Annotated in this window: 21 protein-coding genes; 4 read left to right on the forward strand and 17 right to left on the reverse strand. The window is 54.9% G+C overall.

Going from position 1 to position 23,501, the window contains the following annotated elements:
• Positions 1 to 74: 74 nt before the first annotated feature.
• The 5 genes from ACQG11_RS00365 to ACQG11_RS00385 are packed head-to-tail and all read right to left on the reverse strand — an operon-like array spanning position 75 to position 5,297.
• Positions 75 to 1,037 (reverse strand): Csu type fimbrial protein, encoded by a 963-nt coding sequence (locus tag ACQG11_RS00365; protein WP_023300457.1) that lies wholly within the window; start codon positions 1,035 to 1,037, stop codon positions 75 to 77.
• On the reverse strand, positions 1,034 to 3,418 hold the full coding sequence (locus ACQG11_RS00370; protein ID WP_023300458.1) for a fimbria/pilus outer membrane usher protein: 2,385 nt from the start codon (positions 3,416 to 3,418) through the stop codon (positions 1,034 to 1,036). Before ACQG11_RS00370 ends, ACQG11_RS00365 begins: the two co-directional genes overlap by 4 nt.
• The gene (locus tag ACQG11_RS00375; RefSeq protein WP_023300459.1) at positions 3,394 to 4,155 is read right to left on the reverse strand and encodes a fimbrial biogenesis chaperone; all 762 of its coding nucleotides are present in this window, start codon (positions 4,153 to 4,155) and stop codon (positions 3,394 to 3,396) included. The genes ACQG11_RS00370 and ACQG11_RS00375 overlap by 25 nt, the downstream gene beginning before the upstream one ends.
• Before the next feature lie 16 nt (positions 4,156 to 4,171).
• A complete protein-coding gene (locus tag ACQG11_RS00380; protein WP_022648507.1) occupies positions 4,172 to 4,717 on the reverse strand; it encodes a Csu type fimbrial protein in 546 nt (181 codons plus the stop codon).
• A 7-nt stretch (positions 4,718 to 4,724) separates the two neighbouring features.
• A complete protein-coding gene (locus tag ACQG11_RS00385; RefSeq protein WP_426728081.1) occupies positions 4,725 to 5,297 on the reverse strand; it encodes a spore coat protein U domain-containing protein in 573 nt (190 codons plus the stop codon).
• Between the two features lie 427 nt (positions 5,298 to 5,724).
• Here ACQG11_RS00385 and ACQG11_RS00390 point away from each other — a divergent pair, with 427 nt between their 5' ends.
• Positions 5,725 to 6,984 carry a dicarboxylate/amino acid:cation symporter gene (locus ACQG11_RS00390; RefSeq protein ID WP_426728082.1) on the forward strand — a complete coding sequence of 420 codons (1,260 nt, stop codon included), beginning with the start codon at positions 5,725 to 5,727 and terminating at the stop codon, positions 6,982 to 6,984.
• A 96-nt stretch (positions 6,985 to 7,080) separates the two neighbouring features.
• Here the strand turns inward: ACQG11_RS00390 and cheW are convergent, their stop codons facing one another.
• The 6 genes from cheW to flhD all read right to left on the reverse strand — a co-directional run bounded on the left by cheW (position 7,081) and on the right by flhD (position 12,486).
• Positions 7,081 to 7,584 carry a chemotaxis protein CheW gene (cheW, locus tag ACQG11_RS00395; RefSeq protein ID WP_003859699.1) on the reverse strand — a complete coding sequence of 168 codons (504 nt, stop codon included), beginning with the start codon at positions 7,582 to 7,584 and terminating at the stop codon, positions 7,081 to 7,083.
• Between the two features lie 19 nt (positions 7,585 to 7,603).
• Entirely contained in the window at positions 7,604 to 9,613 is a 2,010-nt protein-coding gene (cheA, locus tag ACQG11_RS00400) for a chemotaxis protein CheA (RefSeq protein ID WP_426728083.1), read from the reverse strand.
• 4 nt (positions 9,614 to 9,617) lie between these two features.
• Positions 9,618 to 10,547, reverse strand: a complete 930-nt coding sequence (gene motB, locus ACQG11_RS00405; protein ID WP_022648511.1) for a flagellar motor protein MotB — start codon at positions 10,545 to 10,547, stop codon at positions 9,618 to 9,620.
• Positions 10,544 to 11,431: a flagellar motor stator protein MotA gene (gene motA / locus ACQG11_RS00410; protein WP_003859696.1), complete on the reverse strand. Its 888-nt coding sequence runs from the start codon at positions 11,429 to 11,431 to the stop codon at positions 10,544 to 10,546. The genes motB and motA overlap by 4 nt, the downstream gene beginning before the upstream one ends.
• Positions 11,432 to 11,554: 123 nt before the next feature.
• Positions 11,555 to 12,133 carry a flagellar transcriptional regulator FlhC gene (gene flhC / locus ACQG11_RS00415; protein ID WP_022648512.1) on the reverse strand — a complete coding sequence of 193 codons (579 nt, stop codon included), beginning with the start codon at positions 12,131 to 12,133 and terminating at the stop codon, positions 11,555 to 11,557.
• A gap of 2 nt (positions 12,134 to 12,135) precedes the next feature.
• Entirely contained in the window at positions 12,136 to 12,486 is a 351-nt protein-coding gene (gene flhD / locus ACQG11_RS00420) for a flagellar transcriptional regulator FlhD (protein WP_003859693.1), read from the reverse strand.
• Between the two features lie 796 nt (positions 12,487 to 13,282).
• Here flhD and uspC point away from each other — a divergent pair.
• Entirely contained in the window at positions 13,283 to 13,711 is a 429-nt protein-coding gene (uspC, locus tag ACQG11_RS00425) for a universal stress protein UspC (RefSeq protein ID WP_045308583.1), read from the forward strand.
• Positions 13,712 to 13,726: 15 nt separating this feature from the next.
• On the opposite strand, the gene otsA is transcribed toward uspC, so the two are convergent.
• The 6 genes from otsA to ACQG11_RS00455 all read right to left on the reverse strand — a co-directional run bounded on the left by otsA (position 13,727) and on the right by ACQG11_RS00455 (position 20,526).
• Positions 13,727 to 15,151 carry an alpha,alpha-trehalose-phosphate synthase gene (gene otsA, locus ACQG11_RS00430; protein ID WP_022648514.1) on the reverse strand — a complete coding sequence of 475 codons (1,425 nt, stop codon included), beginning with the start codon at positions 15,149 to 15,151 and terminating at the stop codon, positions 13,727 to 13,729.
• Positions 15,126 to 15,929 carry a trehalose-phosphatase gene (otsB, locus tag ACQG11_RS00435; RefSeq protein ID WP_022648515.1) on the reverse strand — a complete coding sequence of 268 codons (804 nt, stop codon included), beginning with the start codon at positions 15,927 to 15,929 and terminating at the stop codon, positions 15,126 to 15,128. Before otsB ends, otsA begins: the two co-directional genes overlap by 26 nt.
• Before the next feature lie 153 nt (positions 15,930 to 16,082).
• Positions 16,083 to 17,063: an arabinose ABC transporter permease AraH gene (gene araH, locus ACQG11_RS00440; protein ID WP_022648516.1), complete on the reverse strand. Its 981-nt coding sequence runs from the start codon at positions 17,061 to 17,063 to the stop codon at positions 16,083 to 16,085.
• A gap of 14 nt (positions 17,064 to 17,077) precedes the next feature.
• Positions 17,078 to 18,592 carry an L-arabinose ABC transporter ATP-binding protein AraG gene (gene araG / locus ACQG11_RS00445; protein WP_023300465.1) on the reverse strand — a complete coding sequence of 505 codons (1,515 nt, stop codon included), beginning with the start codon at positions 18,590 to 18,592 and terminating at the stop codon, positions 17,078 to 17,080.
• A 71-nt stretch (positions 18,593 to 18,663) separates the two neighbouring features.
• Complete coding sequence (araF, locus tag ACQG11_RS00450) at positions 18,664 to 19,653, reverse strand: arabinose ABC transporter substrate-binding protein AraF (RefSeq protein WP_426728084.1); 990 nt, start codon at positions 19,651 to 19,653, stop codon at positions 18,664 to 18,666.
• Between the two features lie 315 nt (positions 19,654 to 19,968).
• Positions 19,969 to 20,526 carry a DJ-1/PfpI family protein gene (locus tag ACQG11_RS00455; protein ID WP_045308667.1) on the reverse strand — a complete coding sequence of 186 codons (558 nt, stop codon included), beginning with the start codon at positions 20,524 to 20,526 and terminating at the stop codon, positions 19,969 to 19,971.
• Between the two features lie 504 nt (positions 20,527 to 21,030).
• On the opposite strand from ACQG11_RS00455, the gene ACQG11_RS00460 reads away from it, so the two are divergent.
• Positions 21,031 to 21,534, forward strand: coding sequence for a non-heme ferritin-like protein (locus ACQG11_RS00460; protein WP_022648520.1), 504 nt, complete (start codon positions 21,031 to 21,033; stop codon positions 21,532 to 21,534).
• Positions 21,535 to 22,111: 577 nt separating this feature from the next.
• Positions 22,112 to 23,455, forward strand: a complete 1,344-nt coding sequence (locus ACQG11_RS00465) for an anaerobic C4-dicarboxylate transporter (protein ID WP_154849260.1) — start codon at positions 22,112 to 22,114, stop codon at positions 23,453 to 23,455.
• Positions 23,456 to 23,501: the final 46 nt, after the last annotated feature.

Here is a 23,501-nt window from a genome sequence, read left to right on the forward strand (position 1 = left end):
CATCGATTGATTAACGGTGTTATCGGCAGGGGCCACGGGAACTTTACATTTGCGAAAGGGAAAAGCGCGGGGAGTCAGAACGCGACGTCAACGATCAGCGTGTCGGTGTAGGTTCCGGCAGGCGGCGTGGCCTGGCTGGTCAGGACCTTAGCGCTGTAGTTATAGGTGCGTAAAAGCCCGTCGGTACTGACCTGGGATGAGCTGGCGCTGGCCCAGCGCTCGCTGCCACTGCCGCCCCAGCGGTTGCTGGTCGCCTCTTTATAGATGTCGTAACTCATAAAATTGCTGCCGCTAACCATACGACGAACGTTGTTCAGGGCGTTTGCTCCATTATTAATGCCTATGGTGTAGGTGCTGCCCTTGGTGCAGGTGACGGCGATCGACTGCGAAACGGTGGGAAAATTTTGCACCAGCGGCGCGCTGTTAAAATTCACGTCCGGCGTGGTCATCGTGCTGCAATCGTTGGTGACGGTCATGTTGAGGAGAATGGAGGTAGTTGCCGTGCCGGTTTGCGGGGTCAGGCATAGCCCGCCCGCGCCAACGGCGCACACGTTGTAGTTGATGCTGAACGTTAACAACACCTGGTACGGCCCGGCCGTGACGTTCTGCCCCGGCACAGTACGGAAATAAAGCGGAATGTTGTAGCGCCTTGACCCCAGCAGCCCGAGCAGGGTGTTGCCATTCCAGGTATAGGTTTTGCTGATTTGTACTTCACTGTTTCCGCCGCAGCCAGTGGCACCGCACAGGCGCGTGGGGATAACGTCCGCGATGGCCGCATTATCGGTACGTTTCATGGTGGCGCGGCTGTTGGCGGCTATCGACGCCGAGGTGTAGGTCAGCGTCACCGAGTCGTTGGTTAGCAGGTTGAGAACAGTATCGCAGGACACCACCAGCGTGCCGGTGGTTTGCACCTCCCCCGTACTGCTCAGGGCGAATGAGGTGACGCTGCCAAACGAGGCGTTCACCGTACTGACGGTGCAGGCCGCCCAGCCGCTGCCCGAGAACAGCAACAGTATGGCTATCAACAGGCGTTTCACGGCGCCTCCCGGCAGGTCAGCGGACCGTAGGTTTGCAGCTTATGCTCGGGATTTGCGCCCACGTTCAACGTTGCGATACAGCGTTTACCGTCCGGGGTGATGACCTCCAGAGGATTCACATCGTTGAGGTTTTCCAGCCAGGCGAGGCCGTCGTAGCCAACAACCGCGCTACTGCGGGACGCGCGTTTGACCTGGCTTCCCACCGGGATCGCATTGCCCTGCGCGTCATGCAGGATCACGCTGGCAACCCGCTCCTGCTCCATAGGGAAATCCACCAGATAACCGTTATGCCGACGAATCGCCACCCGACGCTCGGTCTCTTTCAGCCGGGTATCCGCAGGTAAGTTCAGGGTATCAATGCGGTAGCTTGCCGGGTAATAGGCGGAAACGCCGCTGACCAGCAGATAACCTTTGTTATTGGTTTTACCAACCGGCTGGTTCTCGTAGCTGACGGGTACGTCCGGATGTCCGTCGGTGCTGATCACCACAAACGCATCGTTGATTTTGTTCGCCGCAAACAGCTCACCGTCCATCAGGACGACTGAGCCCATCGCCTCGCCCCACCAGGTCATCATCCCCTTCTCACCGTAGCCGCCGCCCTGAAGCTCAACATTGTTATTCCGCCAGCCGAGCGTGGCCTGTTGATAGTTACTCGACCGCGACTGGTTGGCCCAGGCCATGTTCCAGCTAAAGCCGCCGTCAGACGGCATCGAGTGGTTGTAGTTAATGCGTTGAGTGCTGCCTGCGTCAGGCGTGTTTTCAAAGGTAACGGCGGCGCTGTCACGTTCGCCCAGAGGGACCTGCAACGACAGCGCAACCGTCCAGTCGTCCCGCTGCTGGTCACGGCTGGCCGCCAGGTAAATACTGCTTGAGCGCCACAGATTTCGGCTCCAGGAGAGGTTGAGCAGCTCGGTTTTCCGGCTGTCAAAACTCTCCACGCCGATCCACGCCGCACCGATATTGCCGTAATCACCGAGGTTAAAGGTTAAGGAGTACTGGTCGGTATTGCGGCTCAGGCTGGCAACGGGGTTATCATATTCATCATAAACGGTGGGCTGATCGTACAGGGCGAGGTTGCCGAAGCCGCGGTCGCGTCGGGTATGCTGGGTCGCTACGCTAAACTCGCTGGTGCTGTACTGATAGCCCCAGTTCATCTGGCCCCCTTCGTCGCCGCGCATCCGGCTTTGGGTATAAGACGTATTCACCACGCCAAAACGCCCGAGCTTCAGCACCGTGCCCGCGCCGCCGAGCGCCAGCGACTCCGCCCCTTCCGCATGCCCCTCCAGCGTCAGCCAGTCGGTCACCCCGTAGCGATACGATCCGCTGCCCGCCGCCGGGCCATAGTCAAAATTCTCTATACCGTAGTTGCGCCGCAGGCTGCCCAGCGTCACGGCGCCGTCGCTTAACCCCTGCTTCAGCAGATCGCTGCTGACATAAAACGGCAGCGTGGTGCTCACCTGACGTCCCAGCGCGTCGGTGGTGACCAGTACCGCATCCCCTGCGCCGTTGATGTACGGCAGATTAGTGAGGGTAAACGGCCCCGGCTGAAGGCGGGTGGAGCCGGAACGGTAGCCATTAATAAAGAGATCGACCGAGGTCGGGACGGCCGCCTCACCGGAAAACGCCGGCAGCGGCCAGGTCACCAGATCCGGACGCAGGGAGAAGTCGCGCCCATAGCTGATCCCGCCCATCCGCACACTGGTGCTCCAGCTCAGCGCATCGCTGATGACGTCCCCGACGGTCCAGGTGGTGGCATCCTCCTCGTTGGTGATCAGCAGGGTTGAGTCATAGCGCACGTATCCTTCCTGCTGCCCGCTGCTTCCGGCGAAATTCTGTCGGGCGTACCCTGTCGAAGAAAACGAATAGTCTTCGTTGAAATAGCGGAACTCATGCCACACCGACGCCTGGCCGCCCGTGTGCTCGGTATGGTTGGTATAAACGTCGTAGTTGAGCAGCGCGCCCCGGCCATAATGCGGCTTGCTTTGCGCGCTCTGACCGCTAAACGACGTGATCCGCGCCGCAACCCAGTCCCGGGGGACCGTCAGCATGAGCCGCTGGGCGCTGCTGTCATACTCTACGCGTACCGATGAGAGCGTTGAAAGGTTCACCTCTCCGGCAGGCACATGCTCCTGCGGCAGTCCGGCGCGAAGCAAATCCGCTCCTGAAATAAACCAGGCGCCCTCGCGCTGCGTCACCGGCACCACCAGACCCGTGTCATAGTGGTTCAGCACCAGGGCGAGCTGGAATACAGCTTCGCCGTTCATCGTCCGCGCGTCCGGCGGCGGCGGTAAACTGTCGTCGCCGGTTTCGGCAAATGCGCTGGTACTGACGCAAAGCAGGATCATCATCGCCGGTTTCAGTTGACGGGCGTCGATTGCCATTGCGTATCCCTGGCATTAATTTGCGCGCTCATCCGATTCGGCTGATAAATCCCTGCCGGAAGCGGCCAGCTTCGGGTGCTGCCTGGCAGCACATAACCCAGCAGCCCCTCGGCAACCGTGCGTTTTTGCCCGCCCTGCTCAACCGCAACCTGGCTGAGTCTGACGTGAACGTTCCCCTGATTGCGGACCTCAAGCGCGGGTTTCCCCTCCTCCTGAATGACCCGCCAGTTGAGCTGCTGAGTGTTCGCCAGCGCGTGATGCTCTCCTTCGTTGAGGGTGGGGATCCCCTGTCCATAAACAAATAAGGGAATGGAATAGCGCATTTGCAGTTTGAGGCCCATAGACGGTTCCGCTTTGGCATCCGGCTGGGGAATCTCATCCACAATGATGCGGTAGGCTTGCTCGACGCCGGACGGGATCGTCCCCTGCTTAATCAGGCGAATAAGCTGTTTACTGCCCTTAGCTATAGTCACGATCGGCGGGCTGGCGACCACATCCTGCTGGGCGGTGTAACGCTCATATCCGCCCTCCTGTTTCCAGCGCACAATGCGTATCTGCATTGTCGTGGCGCTGTTGCCCTGATTTTGGATCCACAATTCAGTTGCTCTGGCGTCTGCCGAAAGCCACGGATCGATAGGCCAAAGAAGAATGGTTGCGGCTGCTTGCGCCTTAACCGCTGTAAGGGCCGTTATCCCCAACAGACTCAACAGGCCTGACCGCCTGAAAAATGGCTTCATCAATGCTCTCCCTTTCCTACCATGACAAGGTCACGGTGAGTTGATCTGAATACGTTCCTGACGGGCTAAACCCGGTCAAAAGCGCGACGCCAAAAAGAGGCAGCGCGATGTTATTGCTGTTGGTATAGGTAATCGGTATTGCCTGGTTAACCCCAATTTCACTGTTTGCGGCCAGAGAGCTGCTGCTGTAGAGCCGGTAACCGACCACCTCTGTCCCGCCTGAACGCGTCATCCGCCGCACAGAGCTATAATTCTGACCGCCGTTAATGCTCATACTTAGCGCCACACCCGGTGTGCACGCGATGGACAACGCGCCGTCGGCAACAAAGCTGGTGCTGACCGGTGCGCTCTCCACGCCGCTGCGGGTCCCGAAATTCAGCGTACCGAAACGCCCGCCGGTGCCGGTGCTCACCGAGCATCCAGGCACAACCGTCGCGCTCACCCTGAATGACTGAGACGTCACCGCCCCGGCGTCTGGGATCAACATCAGCCCGACCAACAGGGTTAAAAAAGGGTGCACGACGCCCTCTGCGCTGTCGCGCAGACATAACAATGCCTTCATGGCTGAATCAGTAGGTGACGCTGACGTTAATCGTGTCGGTATAGGTTCCCGGTACGACCGTTACGCTATTGCCGCCGCCCGTAATGCGTGCGTAGAGGGTGTAGCTATCCACCCCACCCGCAGTAGAGGCGACCGGCAACGCGGCATTGTTCGCAACCACGTTGTTGTAACCGCTATCGCTGAACAGGCTGTAGGCAACGCCCTGCGCCGCATTGGCGGTGTTGACCAGATAGCGGCCCGGCGTACCTGGGGTGCCGACAACGGTTCCGGGTGCGGTAGCGTTAGTGTTGCCGGTGATCGCCACCGTGTAACTGGCAGTGGTACATTGAATGGTAAAGGTGTTTCCTCCGCTGGCACCGGTTAACTGGGTTGTCAGGGTGGAGAATGTTGCAGGATGAGTGCCGAAATCCAGCGTCCCGAAGTTAATGCCGTTTTGCGTTGGCGAGCCGTTGATCAAGCAGACGTTTGTCAGCGTCAACGTCGCGCCGATAGTGCCGCTACTGGTGACCGCGAGAGCCTGACCGACCGTTGCCGCCGTCAGCAGCGTGCCCGCGCAGATAAAAAGAAGTTTTCTTTTCATTTACCACCCTCCAGAAGAAATATAGGTTCGCTTGCCATATTTTATTCATACTGTTCAGTATGTTAGCCCCGCTTAAACATTCCCCGGCGCGGTTACTGAGAATTTAGTTTATGGTTAGCACTTCAACCACTTTCATCAAAAAGAGGGCAACCCCGCTCGAATTAACAGGTTATTAACAAACATTACAAAGGGTTAGCAAAAAAAAATGGGCATTATTCTTGCTTAACTTGAGGATATATCGCCTGTAGTGTGATCTGAGTCACAATATATCGTCATGATAAAAACAACGAATTTCATAAAAATTAAAAACAAGTTGTAACTCACGCAGCTTTACTTCAATTTATGCCCCGAATATTTTCCTGCGCTTAAATAAAAATTTTGTATGCATTGACGCAGGAAACTCTTTTAGCGCATAGAGGATCTTTTTGTGGCAAGTGCAAACAAACTCACGCTCTTCATCGTGATTTTCATGCTGGCGGGCATTCTTTCCGGTGCGGCGATCCATGAGTATGCTTCGTCCGACGCGATACAGGCCTGGTCGGAGAACATCACCCTGCTGACCGATATTTTCCTGCGGCTGATCAAGATGGTGATAGCCCCGCTGGTGTTCAGCACCCTGACGGTGGGCATTATGAGGCTGGGTGAAACGTCGACGATTGGGCGCGTCGGGGGTAAAGCGATGGTGTGGTTTATCAGCTCATCCGTACTTTCCATTCTGGTGGGGCTGTTTATTGTTACCCTTGAACAACCCGGCAGCGGTCTGAACCTGAGCATTCCGACAGAGACGGTTGATACCGGCCTGGCCGTGAGCGGGATGTCGCTGAAAGCCTTTCTGTCACACACCATTCCAACCAGCATTGCCGGCGCGATGGCCAACAATGAGATCCTGCAAATTGTGGTCTTCTCGATGTTCTTCGGCATTGGCGGCGCGTCACTGGGCCAAAAATTCAACGCCCCGCTGGTCGCGGCGTTGGATGTGGTATCCCACATTATGCTGAAGGTGACGGGCTACGTGATGTACGTTGCGCCGCTGGCCATTTTCGCGGCGATTTCGTCCGTCATTGCCACCCAGGGGCTGGGCATTTTGCTGAACTATGCCTCGTTTATTGGCGGTTATTATGTGGCGATCCTCCTGACCTGTCTGGTATTGCTGGCCGTGGGTTACATGGCACTGAAGAAAGAGATTTTCCGTCTGGTGGCGATGCTGAAAGATCCGGTGCTGGTGGCGTTTACCACCAGCAGCTCTGAAGCGGCATACCCAAAAACGCTGGAGCAGTTAGCGCGCTTTGGCTGTTCACGTAATATCGCCTCTTTCGTCCTGCCGATCGGCTACTCGTTTAACCTGGTCGGCTCCATGGTGTACTGCTCGTTCGCCTCAATGTTTATTGCCCAGGCGTACAACATTCACCTGAGTTTTACCGAGGTGACGGTGCTGATGTTAACGCTGATGCTGGCCTCGAAGGGCATTGCGGGCGTACCGCGCTCGTCGCTGGTGGTGCTGGCGGCAACCATTCCAGGCTTTAACATTCCGGTAGCCGGGATCCTGCTGCTGATGGGGATTGACCATTTCCTGGATATGGGCCGATCGGCCATTAACGTGCTGGGGAACGGGATTGCGACGGCGATGCTGTCGCAGAATGAAGGGGCGCGGGAAGTTGAGGCTGAGCTGGTGGAGCAGGAGGCGTAAAGATACATAAGAGCCGGGTGGCGCTGACGCGTACCCGGCCTACGTGTTGGAGCCATTTGTAGGCCGGGTAAGGCGAAGCCGCCACCCGGCATTATTTTATGCCACGTGATTCGCCGCAATATCCAGCAGCGCCATCTCTTCGCTGTTCAGCAGCTTCTCAATATTCACCAGAATCAGCATACGCTCGCCGAGCGCACCCAGCCCTGTCAGGTATTCCGTCGACAGCGTGACCGCAAACTCCGGCGCAGGACGGATTTGATCGGCGGTCAGCGACAGCACATCTGACACGCCGTCCACCACAATCCCCACCACGCGCTGCCCCAGATTCAGAACAATCACCACCGTGTTATCGTTGTACTCCACATCGCCCTGGCTGAACTTCACGCGCAGATCCACGATAGGCACAATCACACCGCGCAGGTTGGTCACACCCTTGATAAACGCTGGCGTATTCGCGATGCGCGTTACCTGATCGTACCCGCGAATTTCCTGCACTTTCAGGATGTCGATACCGTACTCTTCATCACCTAAAGTGAAAACCAGGAATTCCTGCCCAGATGGCTCGCCCGCCAGTTTCGTTACGTTACTCATACCGGTCATGTTATTACCTTTTACTTAATCAGGCGGCTGTGTTCGCCACACGTTGTTCACGATTTAATCCCTGAAGTGCCGATACATCGACGATCAGCGCGACGCTACCATCACCCAGGATGGTGGCAGCAGAGATCCCCGGCACTTTGCGGTAGTTACTTTCCAGGTTCTTAACCACCACCTGATGCTGACCAATCAGCTGATCGACCAGCAGCGCGTAGCGGCGTCCGGCGCTTTGCAGGATCACAACGATACCCTGCGTGGCCTCGGTTTTTGCCCCGTCCACTTCGAACACTTTCCACAGCTCCACCAGCGGCAGGTACTCGCCGCGCACTTCGAGCACGCGCTCACCGCCCGCCAGCGGATGCAGATCTTCTTCGCGCGGCTGGAGGGATTCCATCACCGCGTTCAGCGGCAGAATAAAGACTTCGTCCGCCACTTTAACGGACATGCCGTCAAGAATGGCCAGCGTCAGCGGCAGCAGGATACGGATCGTGGTGCCCGCGCCCTGCTTAGACTGGATCTCAACGTGACCGCCCATCTCCTGAATGTTACGTTTCACCACGTCCATGCCCACGCCGCGGCCGGAAACGTCGGTGACCTGCTCTGCGGTTGAGAAGCCTGGGGCAAAAATCAGCATGCCCACTTCTTCATCAGTCATGTTTTCGTTGACCGCCATGCCCTGCGAAATCGCCTTCGCCAGAATACGCTCGCGGTTCAGGCCCGCGCCGTCATCGGTCACTTCGATGCAGATGTTGCCGCCCTGATGTTCTGCTGACAGGATCAGGTTGCCCACTGGCGATTTTCCGGCTGCCACGCGGTTTTCCGGCAGCTCAATGCCGTGGTCGAGGCTGTTACGCACCAGGTGCGTTAACGGGTCGATAATGCGTTCAATCAGGCTCTTATCCAGCTCGGTGGAGCTGCCCATCAACGTGAGTTCGATCTGTTTGTTGAGCTTGCTGGCCAGGTCGCGCACCAGGCGCGGGAAGCGGCTGAAGACATATTCCATCGGCATCATGCGGATGGACATCACCGATTCCTGCAAATCGCGGGCGTTACGTTGTAACTGGCCCATGCTGGTGATGAGATCGCCGTGGGTCACCGGGTCCAGCTCGTTGGAGCGCTGGGCCAGCATCGACTGGGTGATCACCAGTTCACCCACCAGGTTGATCAGCTGATCCACTTTCTCCACCGCCACGCGAATGCTCGTTGACTCGCTGGAGCGCGCCGCCGGTTTTTCACCGCGGGCCGGGGCGGCCGTCTCTTTGGGCACGGCTTTCAGTGCAGGGGCAGCGGCAACTACCGCAGGGGCAATTTCTGCCGGCGCGGGCACTTCAACGGCCGCCGCCTCGGTTTCAAACGCAATTTGATCCGCTTCAATCACGAAGCACAGCACCGCCACAATGTCATCCTGGCCGATCCCGTCATCGAGCGTCGCGGCCAGGCTGTCTTTACCCTTCACCACGTTGCTGAGCGTCGCCAGGTTACCCAGCTCCTCTTCCAGCAGGTTGACCTCGTTCTCTTTCAGCCGTGACAGCACTACGCGCAATTTTCCTGCGGGCGCATCAGGCGCACTGTCTGGTTTGGCCGCGGCGTCAACAACGCTCAGTTTTGCCGCAGGGACAACGGGCGCAGACGCCTCACCTTTGGCTTCCAGCGCTAACTGACGCAGCGCGTTGCAGATGTATTCAAAGCTGGCGGCATCAGGCTCTGCCGAACTTTTATAGGCGTCGAGCTGTTCCTGCATAATATCTTTCGTTTCCAAAAACAGGTTGATAATGTCGGTATTGAGCTGCATCTCACCGCGTCGTGCTTCATCCAGCAGGTTTTCCATTAAATGGGTCGTTTCCTGCAAAATGGTAAATCCAAACGTTCCGGCTCCGCCTTTAATGGAATGCGCCGCACGGAAGATGGCGTTGAGCTGTTCTGAGTCCGGTGCCTCGGGCACCAGATCCAGCAAATGTTGCTCCATATCGGCCAACAATTCGTCGGCTTCATCAAAAAATGTCTGGTAAAAATCGGTAATATCCATGCTCACGCTATCACCTCGGATTGGCTGGTGGCGATGTTGGAACGGCAGCCGAAGGGACGGCCCCAGGCTGTTTTAAATCGTCCAGTGACTCATTCTGACTTTCGGCGTTTTCATGCAGGATGGCCTGCTCCGCCTGCTGGTTCAGCACTAAAAGACTGATACGACGGTTGATGGCGTCATCCGGTCCGCGGTCGGTCAGGCGCATGGTTGCAGCCATGCCGACCACGCGCAGGACCTTGCCATCATCAAGCCCACCCGCCACCAGCTCGCGACGCGAGGCGTTGGCGCGATCGGCAGAAAGCTCCCAGTTGCTGTATCCCTTCTCTCCCGTGGCGTACGGGAAATCATCCGTGTGACCGGAGAGGCTAACGCGGTTCGGAATGCCGTTCAGCACCGGTGCAATCGCACGCAGAATATCGCGCATGTAGGGCTCCACGTCGGCACTGCCGGTTTTGAACATCGGTCGGTTCTGGCTGTCGATGATCTGAATACGCAGCCCTTCCTGCACCAGGTCAATTTTCAGATGCGGACGCAGCGCGCGCAGTTTAGGGTCCGCCTCAATCAGCTGATCCAGGTCACCGCGCAGTTTTTTCAGGCGCGCCTGCTCCATCCGTTTTTTCAGCTCGTCGATGTTAGGCTGTTTTTTCACTTCGCCCTGCTGCTGGGTGTAATCGTCACCGCCGCCGGGGATCGGGCTGTCGCTGTTCGATATGCGCGGCCCGCCGGTGACCGCCGTCGCCAGCGGCGTTCTGAAATATTCCGCAATCTGAATAAGCTCTTTCGGGCTGGAGATGGAGATCAGCCACATCACCAGAAAGAAGGCCATCATGGCGGTCATAAAGTCGGCGTACGCGATCTTCCATGAGCCGTGAGAACCGTGCCCGTGCCCCTTATGCTTGCGTTTTTTTACGATGACGATCGGATGGGACTGGTTTTTCATGCGTCCTCAGTTGTCGTCTGTTGGTTGGGGTTTTTCACCGCACGCACGTGTTCTTCAAGCTCGATAAACGACGGACGCTCGCTGGAGTAGAGCGTCTTACGACCAAATTCGACGGCGATCGGTGGTGCGTAACCGTTGAGGTTGGAGAGCAGCGTAATTTTCACGCACTGCATCATTTTGGTGGTTTCAGCGCTCTTCTGGCGCAGCACGCTCGCCAGCGGGGAGATAAAGCCGTATGCCAGTAAAATACCGAGGAACGTCCCCACCATCGCGTGGGCAATCAGGGCGCCCAGTTCAGCCGCCGGGCGATCCGCCGAGGCCAGGGCATGAACGACGCCCATGACCGCCGCCACGATACCGAACGCTGGAAGCGAGTCGCCCACCAGCGCCAGGCTGTTGGCCGGCACTTCGGATTCGCTCTCGTGGGTTTCGATCTCTTCGTCCATCAGGGCTTCAATTTCGAAGGTGTTCATGTTGCCGCTGATGATCAGTCGCAGGTAATCGACGATAAAATCGAGCATCATCGCGTCAGCCAGAATACGCGGGTAGCTGGCGAAAATTTCGCTCTCTTTCGGGTTTTCAATGTCCCGCTCCAGCGAGAACATTCCTTGCTGACGTGACTTCGCCATCAGGCGATAGAGCAGCGCCAGAAGATCCATATACATGCTTTTGGTGTATTTCGAGCGACGAAACAGCAGCGGAATCGCCTTCAGCGTGCCCTTGATCGATTTACCGTTGTTACCAACGATAAAAGCCCCTACCCCTGCACCGCCGATGATGACAAGTTCAGCCGGTTGATAGAGTGCTCCAAGGTGCCCGCCGGTCATCATGTAACCGCCGAAAACTGTACCGAGAACTACCAGGTAACCTAATAAGATAAGCACGACATCATCCTTCCGCTAGTGACTATGGCAGGACGTTCATTTCGAGCGCGTGACCTGAACGCAGGGTAAAAAAAAGCAGCGGTAATCGCTTACCGCTGCTGGAATCTTGCCCACAGGTTCGGGTTAAACAGCGTGTTCGATCTGTTCATCCAGCAGTTGTGGAATAATATCGGCAGCATCCCGGGAAAGTTTACGTCTTTTTACGGCTCGGGATGGAGGCTGGCATAAACTACAGGCGAAGCTGCCCGCAGGCTGGTGCGCGTGGGTAATAAAATTGCCGTCACAGCAGTTGCAGCGCGACAATTCAAGCATTCCGCTTTCAACAAAACGCACCAGCGTCCATGCGCGGGTCAGCGCCAGCAGGGGTCCCTGTTCCTGCTGCGGGCATTGCTCAAGGTAAAGTTTGTAGGCTTTAATCACGGCATCCACGCCGCTGCATAAGCCCGTTTTAAGCAGGTACTGCCAGGCGTTACAGAACATGGAAGCATGGATGTTCTGCTCCCAGGTCATGAACCAGTCAGTCGAAAACGGCAGCATGCCTTTTGGCGGTGGGCTACCACGCAATTCTTTGTACAGCTTGATCAAACGACCACGGCTCAGTTGCGTCTCGCTTTCCAGCATTTGTAAACGCGCACCCAGCGTGATGAGTTCCATTGCCAGCTGGATATCACGGGCTTCCTGAACAATGCTTTTTTCGCTCATTGTTAAGCCCTTTTCTTCCGGGCTACGTCGTCAGGCTGGCTGATTTCGTTGAGCAGGCGGGTGGAGAGAAGAATACCGGTGTGGATCTGTTGCAGATCGTCCACGCGGGATTCCTGAGTCAGACGCGTAATGGTCTGCGGGTTATCGAAACGGAACTGGCAGACAAGCTGATTGGTTTCAGCCAGCTTGACCATCTGCGGAAGTGTTAATCCCCCCAGCATGGTTGCCATCTCTTCGTTAACACCCAGACGAAACATCGCTGACGGTTTGTCCTGACTAATCAAACGCTGCGCGAGCAATAAATACGACAAATTGATGTCGTAAATATGTTTTAGCAACTCGGATGTATGCATTTTTCCCATCCCGAATAACCAACTATTATTTTTATGCGGAAAGACCGCCCCCCGTGATGTCGCCGGGAAATCACCCGGTATAAAAAGAAAAGGCCAAATGCATAGTTGAATTTAGGTTTGTACGTCGTAAAGCGCGTGACCGGTTAACATGGCCAAAATGTCGGTTACACATTTTATCTTTTCTTACAAATAACTAAGATTTTTCCTAATTCGACGCAAACTCTACTCGTCAGTTTTGACACATACAATGCAGCCCCCCCTGGAATTTAAAAAAAATGTGATCTGCGTCACATAATTTACGCGAATGTAACCCATAAATCCATCAGCGTGACTTGTAATTTGGGTGTTTTTTATCCAAACCAAGCTTGTTTATATTCTTCAGGAACGAATACTCATGCATCCGGACGGGGGAATTGGGTCTGGGAAATGTAAAGACAGGGCAAATCCGCATTGATCTGCTATGGGGAAAACTTCACGTTGAAACTACCATTAATTAATAAAGTAAAAACAGGGGTTTAACGCTGGCAACACAAAAATCAGTTTCGTTGCGTAACGATCTACGCCGGGTTGATGATGAGTTAAGGCGTGTTAACCACCCGGAAGGGAAAATGTGTAATTTACGTTAAGCTGTTAATTTTTTTCATTTAGGCCATCTTTTCAGTTATTCTTCTTATAAGAATAATTAATGAATAATTATGATAAGCTTCACACTAATGACGCATTCACCTCTTGCAGTAATGACAGTTTCGCGGTAAAGCTGGGGAAACTTGTCATTCTGACATCAAAGGAGTGCGTGATGAGTTACTCCCATCTGCTTGTTTCAGTTGCTGTTTCTCCCGAAAGCCACCAGCTTGTCGCCCGAGCCGTATCCATCGCCCGCCCCGCCAATGCCTGCATCAGCCTGATCACGCTGGCCGCAGAACCCGAAATGTATAATCAGCTGGCTGCGCCGATGCTGGAAGATATACGTGAGGTATTGCAGGAGGAAACGCACCAATTCCTGCAAGAGTTGGTGGAGAGGGCAGACTATCCGATTCATCAGACCGTTATCGCGACCGGTGAATTAAGCGCGCATATACTCGACATCTGTCAGAAAGAGAATATTGACCTGGTTATTTGCGGAAATCATAACCAGAGTTTTTTTTCTCGTGCGGCATGCTCGGCAAAATCTATCGTTTCGTCAAGCCAGGTTGATGTCCTGCTGGTGCCTCTTGGGGGCAATTAATGCCCCCGGAGAAAATCAGGCGAGTTTAGGGAAGGTCGCGATCTTTTTTTGCAGATCACCTTCCTGACTTTGCGGCTGGATCGCGCGCAAATCGTCAATAAAACGCGCCTGCCAGCGGTTAATATCATTCTTCATGATGGTCTCCATCATTTCCGAATGGCGTGAAATACGTTCCGCAAGCGGCATAGTTAACGCACGGTTCAGGGCATTTGCCACGTCATCGCGATCGTAAGGGTTTACAATCAGCGCTGAGGTTAACTCGTTTGCCGCACCGGCAAATTGAGACAGCACCAGCACACCCGGGTCAGCAGGATCTTGTGCTGCAACATACTCTTTTGCCACCAGATTCATCCCGTCGCGCAGGGGCGTGACCAGCCCGACGTCCGCATAGCGGAACACTTTCATCAGAATTTTGCGCTCAAAGTGCTGATTCAAATAGAAAAGTGGTGTCCAGCCAAGCTGCCCGTAGCGCCCGTTGATGCGCCCTGCTTCGGTCTCAAGCTGGTGACGGATATCCTGATAGGCCTGAACCTCACCGCGTGAGGTCGGCGCTATCTGGGTATAACGAATCTTGCCGTGATGCTGCGGAAATTTTTCCAGCAGGGTTTCATACGCGAGGAATCGCTCCGGCAACCCTTTGGAATAATCAAGTCGTTCAACCGAAAAGATATTCTTAACGTGCTTGAGTTCATCCTTAAGCTGGGCAAGCTTCGGAGGCAATGGACCGGAGGCCTGCTCGGCAATTTCGTCTGGCTCAATACCAATCGGGTAGACCTCGGTATGGAAATTACGTCCCCACGCGGTGTGAGATTTGCCGCCGTGAGTGACCAGTCGGGTTTTACCGGACACGCTGTCGAGGAAGGCCAGCCTGTCGTTTTCCGTCTGGAAACCGAGCAGGTCGTAATCGGACAGCGCCTCAAGGATCTCTTCATGCTGCGGCAGTGCCGTGAAAATCTCCGGCGTCGGGAAAGGAATGTGCAGGAAAAAACCGATTCGGTTATTCACACCACGTTTTCGCAGCTCTCTGGCGAAAGGCAGCAGATGGTAATCGTGGATCCATAAAATATCGTCTTCTTCGATCAGCGGCAGCAGTTTATCTGCCAGCAGCGCATTAACGCGCATATAGCCTTCATAGGATTCACGCTGGAATTTCACCAGGTCCAGACGATAGTGAAACGCTGGCCACAGCACGGCGTTTGAGAACTCGGAATAATATTCATCATAGTCCTTCTCACTGAGTGCGAAGGAAGCCCACGTGATATTGCCCCGTGACACCTTTTTAAGCGGTTTCTCATCATTACTGATTTCCCCGCTCCAGCCAAACCAGAGACCACCCGCGGCTTTGAGGGCACCTAATACCCCGACCGCCAGGCCACCGGCACTGGCTTTTTTATCATCCGGCGGTGCGATGCGATTAGAGACGACGACTAAGCGACCCATAATGATTTCTCCCGTTGTTTTGCGCTATTTGTTGTTGTTGCTGGTTAGCGACATCAGATATCCACTGCCAGACGCTGGCGACGTTTTCCAGCCGCCATCCGGCAACGGTTTCACCCGGCCCTACCTTGACAGACATGCCACTGGCCTGGTTTACCACGCTGAACCCGGCCTCATCGGTCAGGTCATCCCCAAAAAATACTGGCGTACGCCCTTTAAACGGCGCTTCCGCCATAAACGCTGCAATGGCAGCGCCTTTATTAATTCCTGCTGGTTTAATCTCGACCACACATTTACCCGGCTGTAACGCCAGCTCCGGATGGGCTTCCGCCACGCTTCTTGCTACCGAAAAGATCGCCGCCTCATGGTGAGGCGCCTGACGGTAGTGCAGCGCAAAGGCCATGCCTTTGGCTTCCAGTTCCGTACCTGGAAGCAGTTCCAGAGCAGAAGAGAGTTGCGCATGCAGCGCCTGAACCAGCGTATCGGGGAGTGAAACTATATGCAGTTGATCATGGATATCGCGGCGCTCCGCTCCGTGCACACCGGCCAGCGGAAAGTGATAAGGACTGGCGAGCACATCCAGCTCGGCCATTGAGCGCCCTGAAATCAATGCCAGTGCCCCCTCGTTCTGTCGGGAGAGCTGCTGCAAATTCTCTAACACCAGATCCGGTACAACGACGTCGTCAGGATGCGGTTCAATTCCGGCGAGCGTCCCGTCGAGGTCAAAAAAGAAAGCAAATTTTCCGGGCAGTACAGGCGGTGCGGTTAACAAGTCAGCCACCCTAATCCTCCTTACAGTGAACAAAACAGCCATGTAAGTATAGACAGTGTGACGGCGCTCGCCATTTAGCAACCGGCCCGTCAGCATAACTGGCGGGCCGGTCAGGGGGTCAACTATGGTTAATAGTTGAGCAGATGAGTGGCTAAAAATAAATCAGACGGTACGCTTAGCTTTTTGCTTGTAACGGTCGAAGATCACTGCTGCCAGCAGGATCAGGCCGCGTACGACGTACTGAGAGAACGGAGAAATATTAAGCAGGTTCATGGCGTTCTCCACGGTCCCCAGAATCAGGATCCCCGCCACCACATATGAGATTTTTCCGATGCCGCCCTTGAGGGATACACCCCCCAATACGCAGGCTGAAATGACAATCAGCTCATAACCGATAGAGGTCATTGGCTGGCCGCTGGTCATACGCGACGCCAGAATAATCCCCGCCGCTGCCGACACAAGCCCGGAAAGCACGAAGATAATGATCTTGGTCCGTACGACCGGGACACCCGCCAGACGCGCCGCTTCCTCGTTCCCGCCAATCGCCAGGGTATTACGACCAAAGGTGGTGCGGTTAAGCAGGAAACCAAACAGGATCAGACAGGCTACCGTCAGCCAGATAGGCGCAGGCAAGCCCAGCCAGTTGGCATAGCCCAGCGTAAAGAAGCGCTCGTCTTCAATCCCCACCGCCTTACCGTCGGAGATGATATAGGCCAGACCGCGCACGATTTGCATGGTCGCAAGCGTCGTGATCAGGGCGTTAATCTTCAGGCGCGCAATCACAAAGCCGTTCACCAGACCGCTCAGCACGCCGAGCATCAGCCCCGCCAGCACGCCGATCCACAGGCTTTCGGTCATATTGATCACCACGGCAGTGGTGACCCCGGCACAGGCAATCACCGAGGCGACCGACAGGTCAAAATCGCCGGAGGCCAGGCAGAATAGCATTCCGCAGGCCACCATGCCGGACATGGAGATGGCCAGCCCCAGCCCCTTCATGTTGATGAAGGTCGCGAAGTTTGGCACAAAAATCGCGCACGCAACGAACAGGGCGGCAAAAACCACCAACATGCCGTACTGGTCCCAGATGCGGCCAAAACTGAAAGCCGACTTCGGCGCTCCGGATGTAGTAACAGAGGACATCATTGACTCCTTACTCAGGCGACAGCCTGGCTAACTTTAGGCATGGCGAGACTCAACGCCTGTTGTTCATTCGCCTGTTCATGCAGCAATTCACCGGCAATTTCGCCTTCACGCATCACTACAATGCGGTCGGCGACGCCCAGCACCTCGGGCAGATCGCTGGAGGCGAACAGCACCGCCACGCCGCGTTTTGCCAGCTCATAGATGACGTTATAGATTTCGTGTTTCGCCCCCACGTCGATACCGCGCGTTGGTTCATCCAGCAAAATGACCTTCATGTCTTCCGACAGCCAGCGCCCCAGAATGGCTTTTTGCTGGTTGCCGCCGGACAGGTTCATGATCAGCTGTTCAGCCCCGGGAGTTTTGATGTTCAGCGAACGGATATGGTGATCAGCGTTGCGCGCCTCCCAGCCGTCGTTAATCAGACATCCCGCGCGGATGAACTTGCGCCGGGCAGAGATGTTGATGTTGTCGCGCACCGAGTGCACTGGAATAATGCCTTCGGCCTTTCGATCCTCCGGACAGAGCATGATGCCCGCGTTAATCGCCTGCGCAGGCTTCTGTATATCGACCTTTTTCCCGTCGACGAAGACCTGGCCCTGGGTAATTCGCGTACCGCCAAACAGCCCTTTCATCAGCTCGCTGCGCCCTGCCCCCACAAGGCCAAACAGCCCGACGATTTCGCCGCTGCGCACCGAGAGTGAAATAGGTGTGCGCACGCCTGGGGCTTTAACGCTATCCAGACGCAGACGCTCAGGGCCGTACTCGCGCGGCTTCCAGTGGTAAATATCCCCCAGATCGCGCCCGACCATCGCCTGCACCAGCTGGTCATGATTGACCTGCTGCATATCGGTGAAGGTGCGCACGTAGCGGCCATCCTTAAACACGGTGATGGCATCGCTTAAGGCAAAAATCTCTTCCATACGGTGGGAGACGTACAGAATGATGCGGCCCTCTTTGCGCAGCTCGCGGATCACGCGAAAGAGGTTTTCAATTTCACGCGCCGAGAGCGAGCTGGTTGGCTCGTCAAAAGCGATGATCTTGGCGTTACGCGCCAGCGCTTTGGCAATTTCCACCATCTGCCACTGGCCGATGGAGAGATACTTGAGGGGCGTTTGTGGATCGACATCCAGCCCAAGGTGCCTGAGTTGCAAGCCCGCTTCATAGTTGAGCAGCGAGCGGTTGACCACGCCGCTTTTATGCGGAAGCTGGCCCAGGTAGATGTTCTCCGCCACGGTCATTTCAGGAATGAGATGAAGCTCCTGATAGATGATGGCGACGCCCGCGTTTAACGCTGCCGTGGTATCGGCAAAGGCCACCTCTTCGCCGCGAATGGCCAGCGTGCCGGTGGTGGGCGTGTAGTTGCCGCTGAGAATTTTTAGCAGCGTGGATTTTCCCGCGCCGTTCTCCCCCATCAGGGCATGAACCTGACCGGCATAGCAGTCGAAGCTGATATCGGTCAGCGCGTTTACGCCGGGGAATGTTTTACCGATGCCGCGGAAAGAGAGATACGGATCAGACTGTTGCATAACGACTCCGTGATTCCTGTAGTGTGTACGTCAGGCCCCTCACGGCGTGTGAGGGGCGCAATCACAGCGTATTACTTACCGCCCAGTCCTTTTTTCGCCAGCTCCTCTTTGAAATTATCGCGGGTGATCAGCACCACATCGGTTACTTCGGTGAATTTCGGCGGCTCAACCCCCTTGGTCACCCAGTTGTAAAGCATTTCGCTGGATTTATAGCCGTGGACATCCGGGCTTGGCAGCAGAGAGCCGTAGAAACCGGTCGCCTGCGCTTTAGACAGTTCGCTCACGGCGTCCACGCCGTTGATGCCGATCCCGATAATGTCCGGTGCTTTAAAGCCCTGGCCTTCCGTTGCACGCACGCCGCCCAGCACGGTGTTATCGTTCATCCCCACCACCAGCCAGTGTTTCACCTCCGGATGCTGGACGAGCATGGAGTTCGCCGCATCAAAGGCGCCCGGGATATCGTTGGATTTGGTCGGGACTTTGTAGATTTGTTTTTCCGGGAAGCCAGCCGCTTTTAGGGCGTCCATGGAGCCCGTGGTACGACGACGGGCGGTATCCAGCTCGTCAGCGGTAATCGCCATCACGGCGGTCTCTTTTACATCCCAGCCGCGTTTTTGCATCTCTTTATAGAGCTCCTGGCCCTGACGCTCGCCGATTTTGGTGGCCGCCATCATCACCAGCGGAACGGTATCCATCGGTTTGCCTTTGGCATTCACGAACTGATCGTCCACCGCAATCACTTTCATGTTATAACCGCGCGCTTTCGCGGCAATCGCTGAACCCAGCTTTGGATCCGGCGTACAGATAACGAAACCTTTCGCGCCGCTCGCCGCCAGGCTATCAATGGCGTTAAGCGTTTTCTCGCCGTCAGGTACGGCGATTTTAATTACCTCAAATCCCAAATCTTTTCCGGCTTTATCAGCAAATTTCCATTCGGTCTGGAACCACGGTTCTTCCGGCTGCTTAACCAGAAAGCCGAGCTTTAAATTTTCAGCGATAGCGGATTGTGACATAACGGCAGCCAGGCCGATGGCCGCCAGCGCTTTAGTAAATTTGTGCATGGTAAACTCCAGCTTTAGCATTCTTATCTGTAGGGAATAATGGCGAACAACTTATTTAATCGGACTTAAAACAAGGCATTAGCGCTTACCTCGTTATAAGCGTTATTGCTGGAGATAGTTTTAGCGGGAAATTAATCATCCATAAGAGAGCGACATCACACCGCAGAATTACAGTAATTGCGTACATAAATTCAGCGGAAAATGACATAAAAAAGGACGTAATTGTCCTACAAATGGAAAGGAGTTAAGCAGGATTATCCATAAGGTCAGCTAAGAAATCCCTGTAACCCGGACGCCTTAGCGTCCGGCAGAAAATTACCAGCGGTAATAGATGTGTTCAGCATGATCGCGCACGGGGGCATCGTCGCCCAACAGACGCGCAGAGAGCGTCAGCGCAAAGTCAAAAGCGTGCCCCAGCCCCTTGCCGCTGATGAGGTTGTTATCCTCCACCACCGGCGCATCCACATATACTCCATCATCAACGGTCTGCCAAAGATCGCCGGAACAGACGTAGCGCCGCCCCTTCAGTAGCCCGTTTGCGCCCAGCACCCGCGCAGCCGCAGAGCAGATCGGGCAGATGAGTTTGCCGTGCTCGTCATGCGCGGAAACAAAGCGGATCACCTCCTGGTTAGCCGCAAGATTGATACTCCCCTGCGGCCCACCGGGTAACACGACCGCGTCATACAGCGTATTAATACGTTCCGTTAATGTACTGTCAGCCACCATGGGGATATTGTGGTAACTCACTACCGCACGGGACTCCGCGCAGGCCAGCGTTTCCACCTCAATCTGCAAGCGACGCAGGATATCAACTGTGATAATCGCTTCTGCTTCTTCAAAACCAGGTGCCAGCAGCACCGCAACTTTTGTCATCATAAACCTCTACGGGTGAAAAGATATAAAACATCGTTTCATTTTCCAGATTTGTTAGATAACAATCTTACGACGCGATCACAGAACCGTATATTATGTGAAAATTGATTTAGCTCAAATTTGCTACAGCAGGATATATTTGCAGTTATTATTTCTGATTTAACACTTTCACAGAATTTCCCGCCACAGAAGGTTTCCTGAAACGATAAAAATGGGAAGCACTGATTTTAATATCATTAAAATCATATAGATAAAAAATATTATATCTCGTCACCTGTTTTCTGTTCTGCGCTATATTTAAATTTGTAATGTATGGTAAACACAGCCCAACTAAGAGTTTTCTTAATTCCAAGAGAAGCGTATGCTTATTTAAATCGAACACAGGACGTGAATTTTCGAGTTTGTTTACCTTGCAGAAATCTTTTTCTGTTATTCAATCGTCAGTACCTGCCGGGTCAGGTTTCGTAGCGGACATCAAGTCCCACAGTCAATAAGGATATGAGTATGACTACCCAAACGATGATGCAAAAACTGAATGCCCAGATGAACCTGGAGTTTTATGCTTCAAATCTGCATCTGCATTTGAGCGCCTGGTGTTCCAGAAAAAGCCTCAACGGCACTGCCACCTTCTTTCGTACTCAGGCGCAAAGTAACGTCACGCACATGATGCGTGTCTTTAACTTTTTGAAAGCCATCGGCGCCAATCCCACAGTCAAAGAGCTTGAAACGATTGAAGATAATTACTCCTCTCTGGAGGAACTGTTCCAGAAAACGCTTGAAGAGTATGAGCAACGCTGTACAAAGCTGAACAAGCTGGCCGATGAAGCCAAAGCGCAACAGGACATCATTACCCTCAAGTTTTTACGTGATATGGACAGAGAGCAGCAGCAGGATGGCATGCTGCTGAAAACGCTCGCAGACGAAATCCGCAACGCGAAACGCGCGGGGATCTGTCTGGAGCAGACGGACCGCCATCTTCTCGACATAGCTACCGTGCAACACCACTAAGTTCTTTCACCCGCTCCCGTCAGGGCTGAGAGTTCCCCACAAAATAATGCCTGCACAGACGGCCCCCTCTCCCTTGAGGGAGAGGGCTGGGGTGAGGGGGAACATACGGCTCTGGTGGTCATTCCGTTCACTTTATGTTCCTTGCTACTCTGTCACGGCATAACCGGTGAACGTGCCAGGGTGGCTCAGTCGCCACCACCCTGGCGACCCGGGCTTCCGGCGGAAAATCGCCGCTTCGCGGTACCTTCGGCTTATTCCTTCCGGCTTATCGGGGACGGGCGGAGGTAACATCCCTGTAAAGCCCGCCCTCTCGGCGCATCCCTGCGCCTCGCCCCGGCCTACAGGAAACGCCTCAGCGATTTACAGCCGGACCGAGGCATCGCTGAAAGCCTTCAGTTATTCTGAAGGCAACGTTATCGCTTTTGCTTTCAAATTACTGGGGATCCCTCAGCCCGTCAGGGAGTGGGTGCCAACTCCCTGCTTTTGCTGACATTTAACAAATCAGATCTTGCTCCCAATGAATAACCACACATCGTGTAATGATTTGTTTAATTACATTCATTAACGAGGGAGCATCATGATCACCATTGAGTTTATTGTCATTATCCTCTGCCTGCTGGTAGGTACCCGCTTCGGCGGGATGGGCCTGGGGCTGATAAGCGGCATCGGCCTGTTTATTTTGAGTTTTGTCTTTGGTCTGCAACCCGGTAAACCGCCGGTTGACGTGATGCTCACGATCCTCGCCGTCATCGGCTGCGCGGCAACACTACAGACCGCCGGTGGCCTGAACGTGATGATGCAATTCGCAGAGCGCCTGCTGCGAAAACATCCCCAGCACATCACCCTTCTCGCGCCGTTTACCACCTGGATGTTGACCTTTCTCTGCGGGACCGGCCACGTCGTCTACACTATGTTTCCCATTATCGCGGATATCGCCCTGAAAAAAGGCATTCGCCCGGAACGGCCGATGGCGGTGGCCTCGGTGGCCTCACAGATGGCGATCACCGCCTCCCCCGTTTCCGTGGCCGTCGTTTCGCTGGTCTCAATTCTGGGTGCGCAGAACGGTATCGGCCACGCGTGGGGGATCCTCGAAATCCTCGCCGTTTCCGTACCGGCCTCACTGTCTGGCGTCGCCATTGCGGCACTGTGGAGCCTGCGCCGGGGGAAAAACCTCGCAGACGATCCTGAATTTCAGGAAAAGCTGAAAGATCCGAAACAGCGGGAGTTTATCTATGGGGGAACGGAGACGTTGATGGATCAGCGTTTCCCTAAACAGGCCTACTGGTCAACGTGGATCTTCTTCGCCGGGATTGCCGTTGTGGTCCTGCTGGGTGCGGTGCCCGAGTTGCGTCCGGCGTTTGAGATCAAAGGCAAAATGACGGCCCTGTCGATGAACCTTGTCATTCAAATGATGATGCTTATTGCCGGGGCCATCATGCTGATGACCTGTAAGGTTAATGCGTCGGCCATTTCAAACGGAGCGGTATTTAAGGCGGGGATGGTCGCGATTTTCTCGGTGTTTGGCGTGGCATGGATGAGCGATACCTTTTTCCAGGCGCATCTCGACGAACTGAAAATGGCGCTGGAGGGGGTGGTGAAGAGTCATCCCTGGACGTATGCCATCGTGCTGTTCCTGGTATCAAAACTGGTCAACAGCCAGGCCGCGGCCTTGACCGCGGTCGCCCCGATGGGGTTGATGTTAGGCATCGATCCGAAAATGCTGGTGGCCTTCTTCCCGGCCTCCTACGGCTACTTTGTGCTGCCCACCTATCCGAGCGATCTGGCCTGTATTGGATTCGATCGCTCCGGCACCACCCGCATCGGTAAATTCATCATCAACCACAGCTTTATTCTGCCGGGTCTGATTGGCGTCAGCTGTGCCTGCGTGGTGAGCTATCTGCTGGTGCAGACGTTCTTTTGAGCCTTCTGTGGGCGACAGACTCTGTCGCCCTTCGACGTAAAATCAG

It is taken from the genome of Enterobacter cloacae complex sp. 372C4 (assembly GCF_050030615.1).
In the GTDB taxonomy this organism is placed as follows: Bacteria; Pseudomonadota; Gammaproteobacteria; order Enterobacterales; family Enterobacteriaceae; genus Enterobacter; species Enterobacter intestinihominis.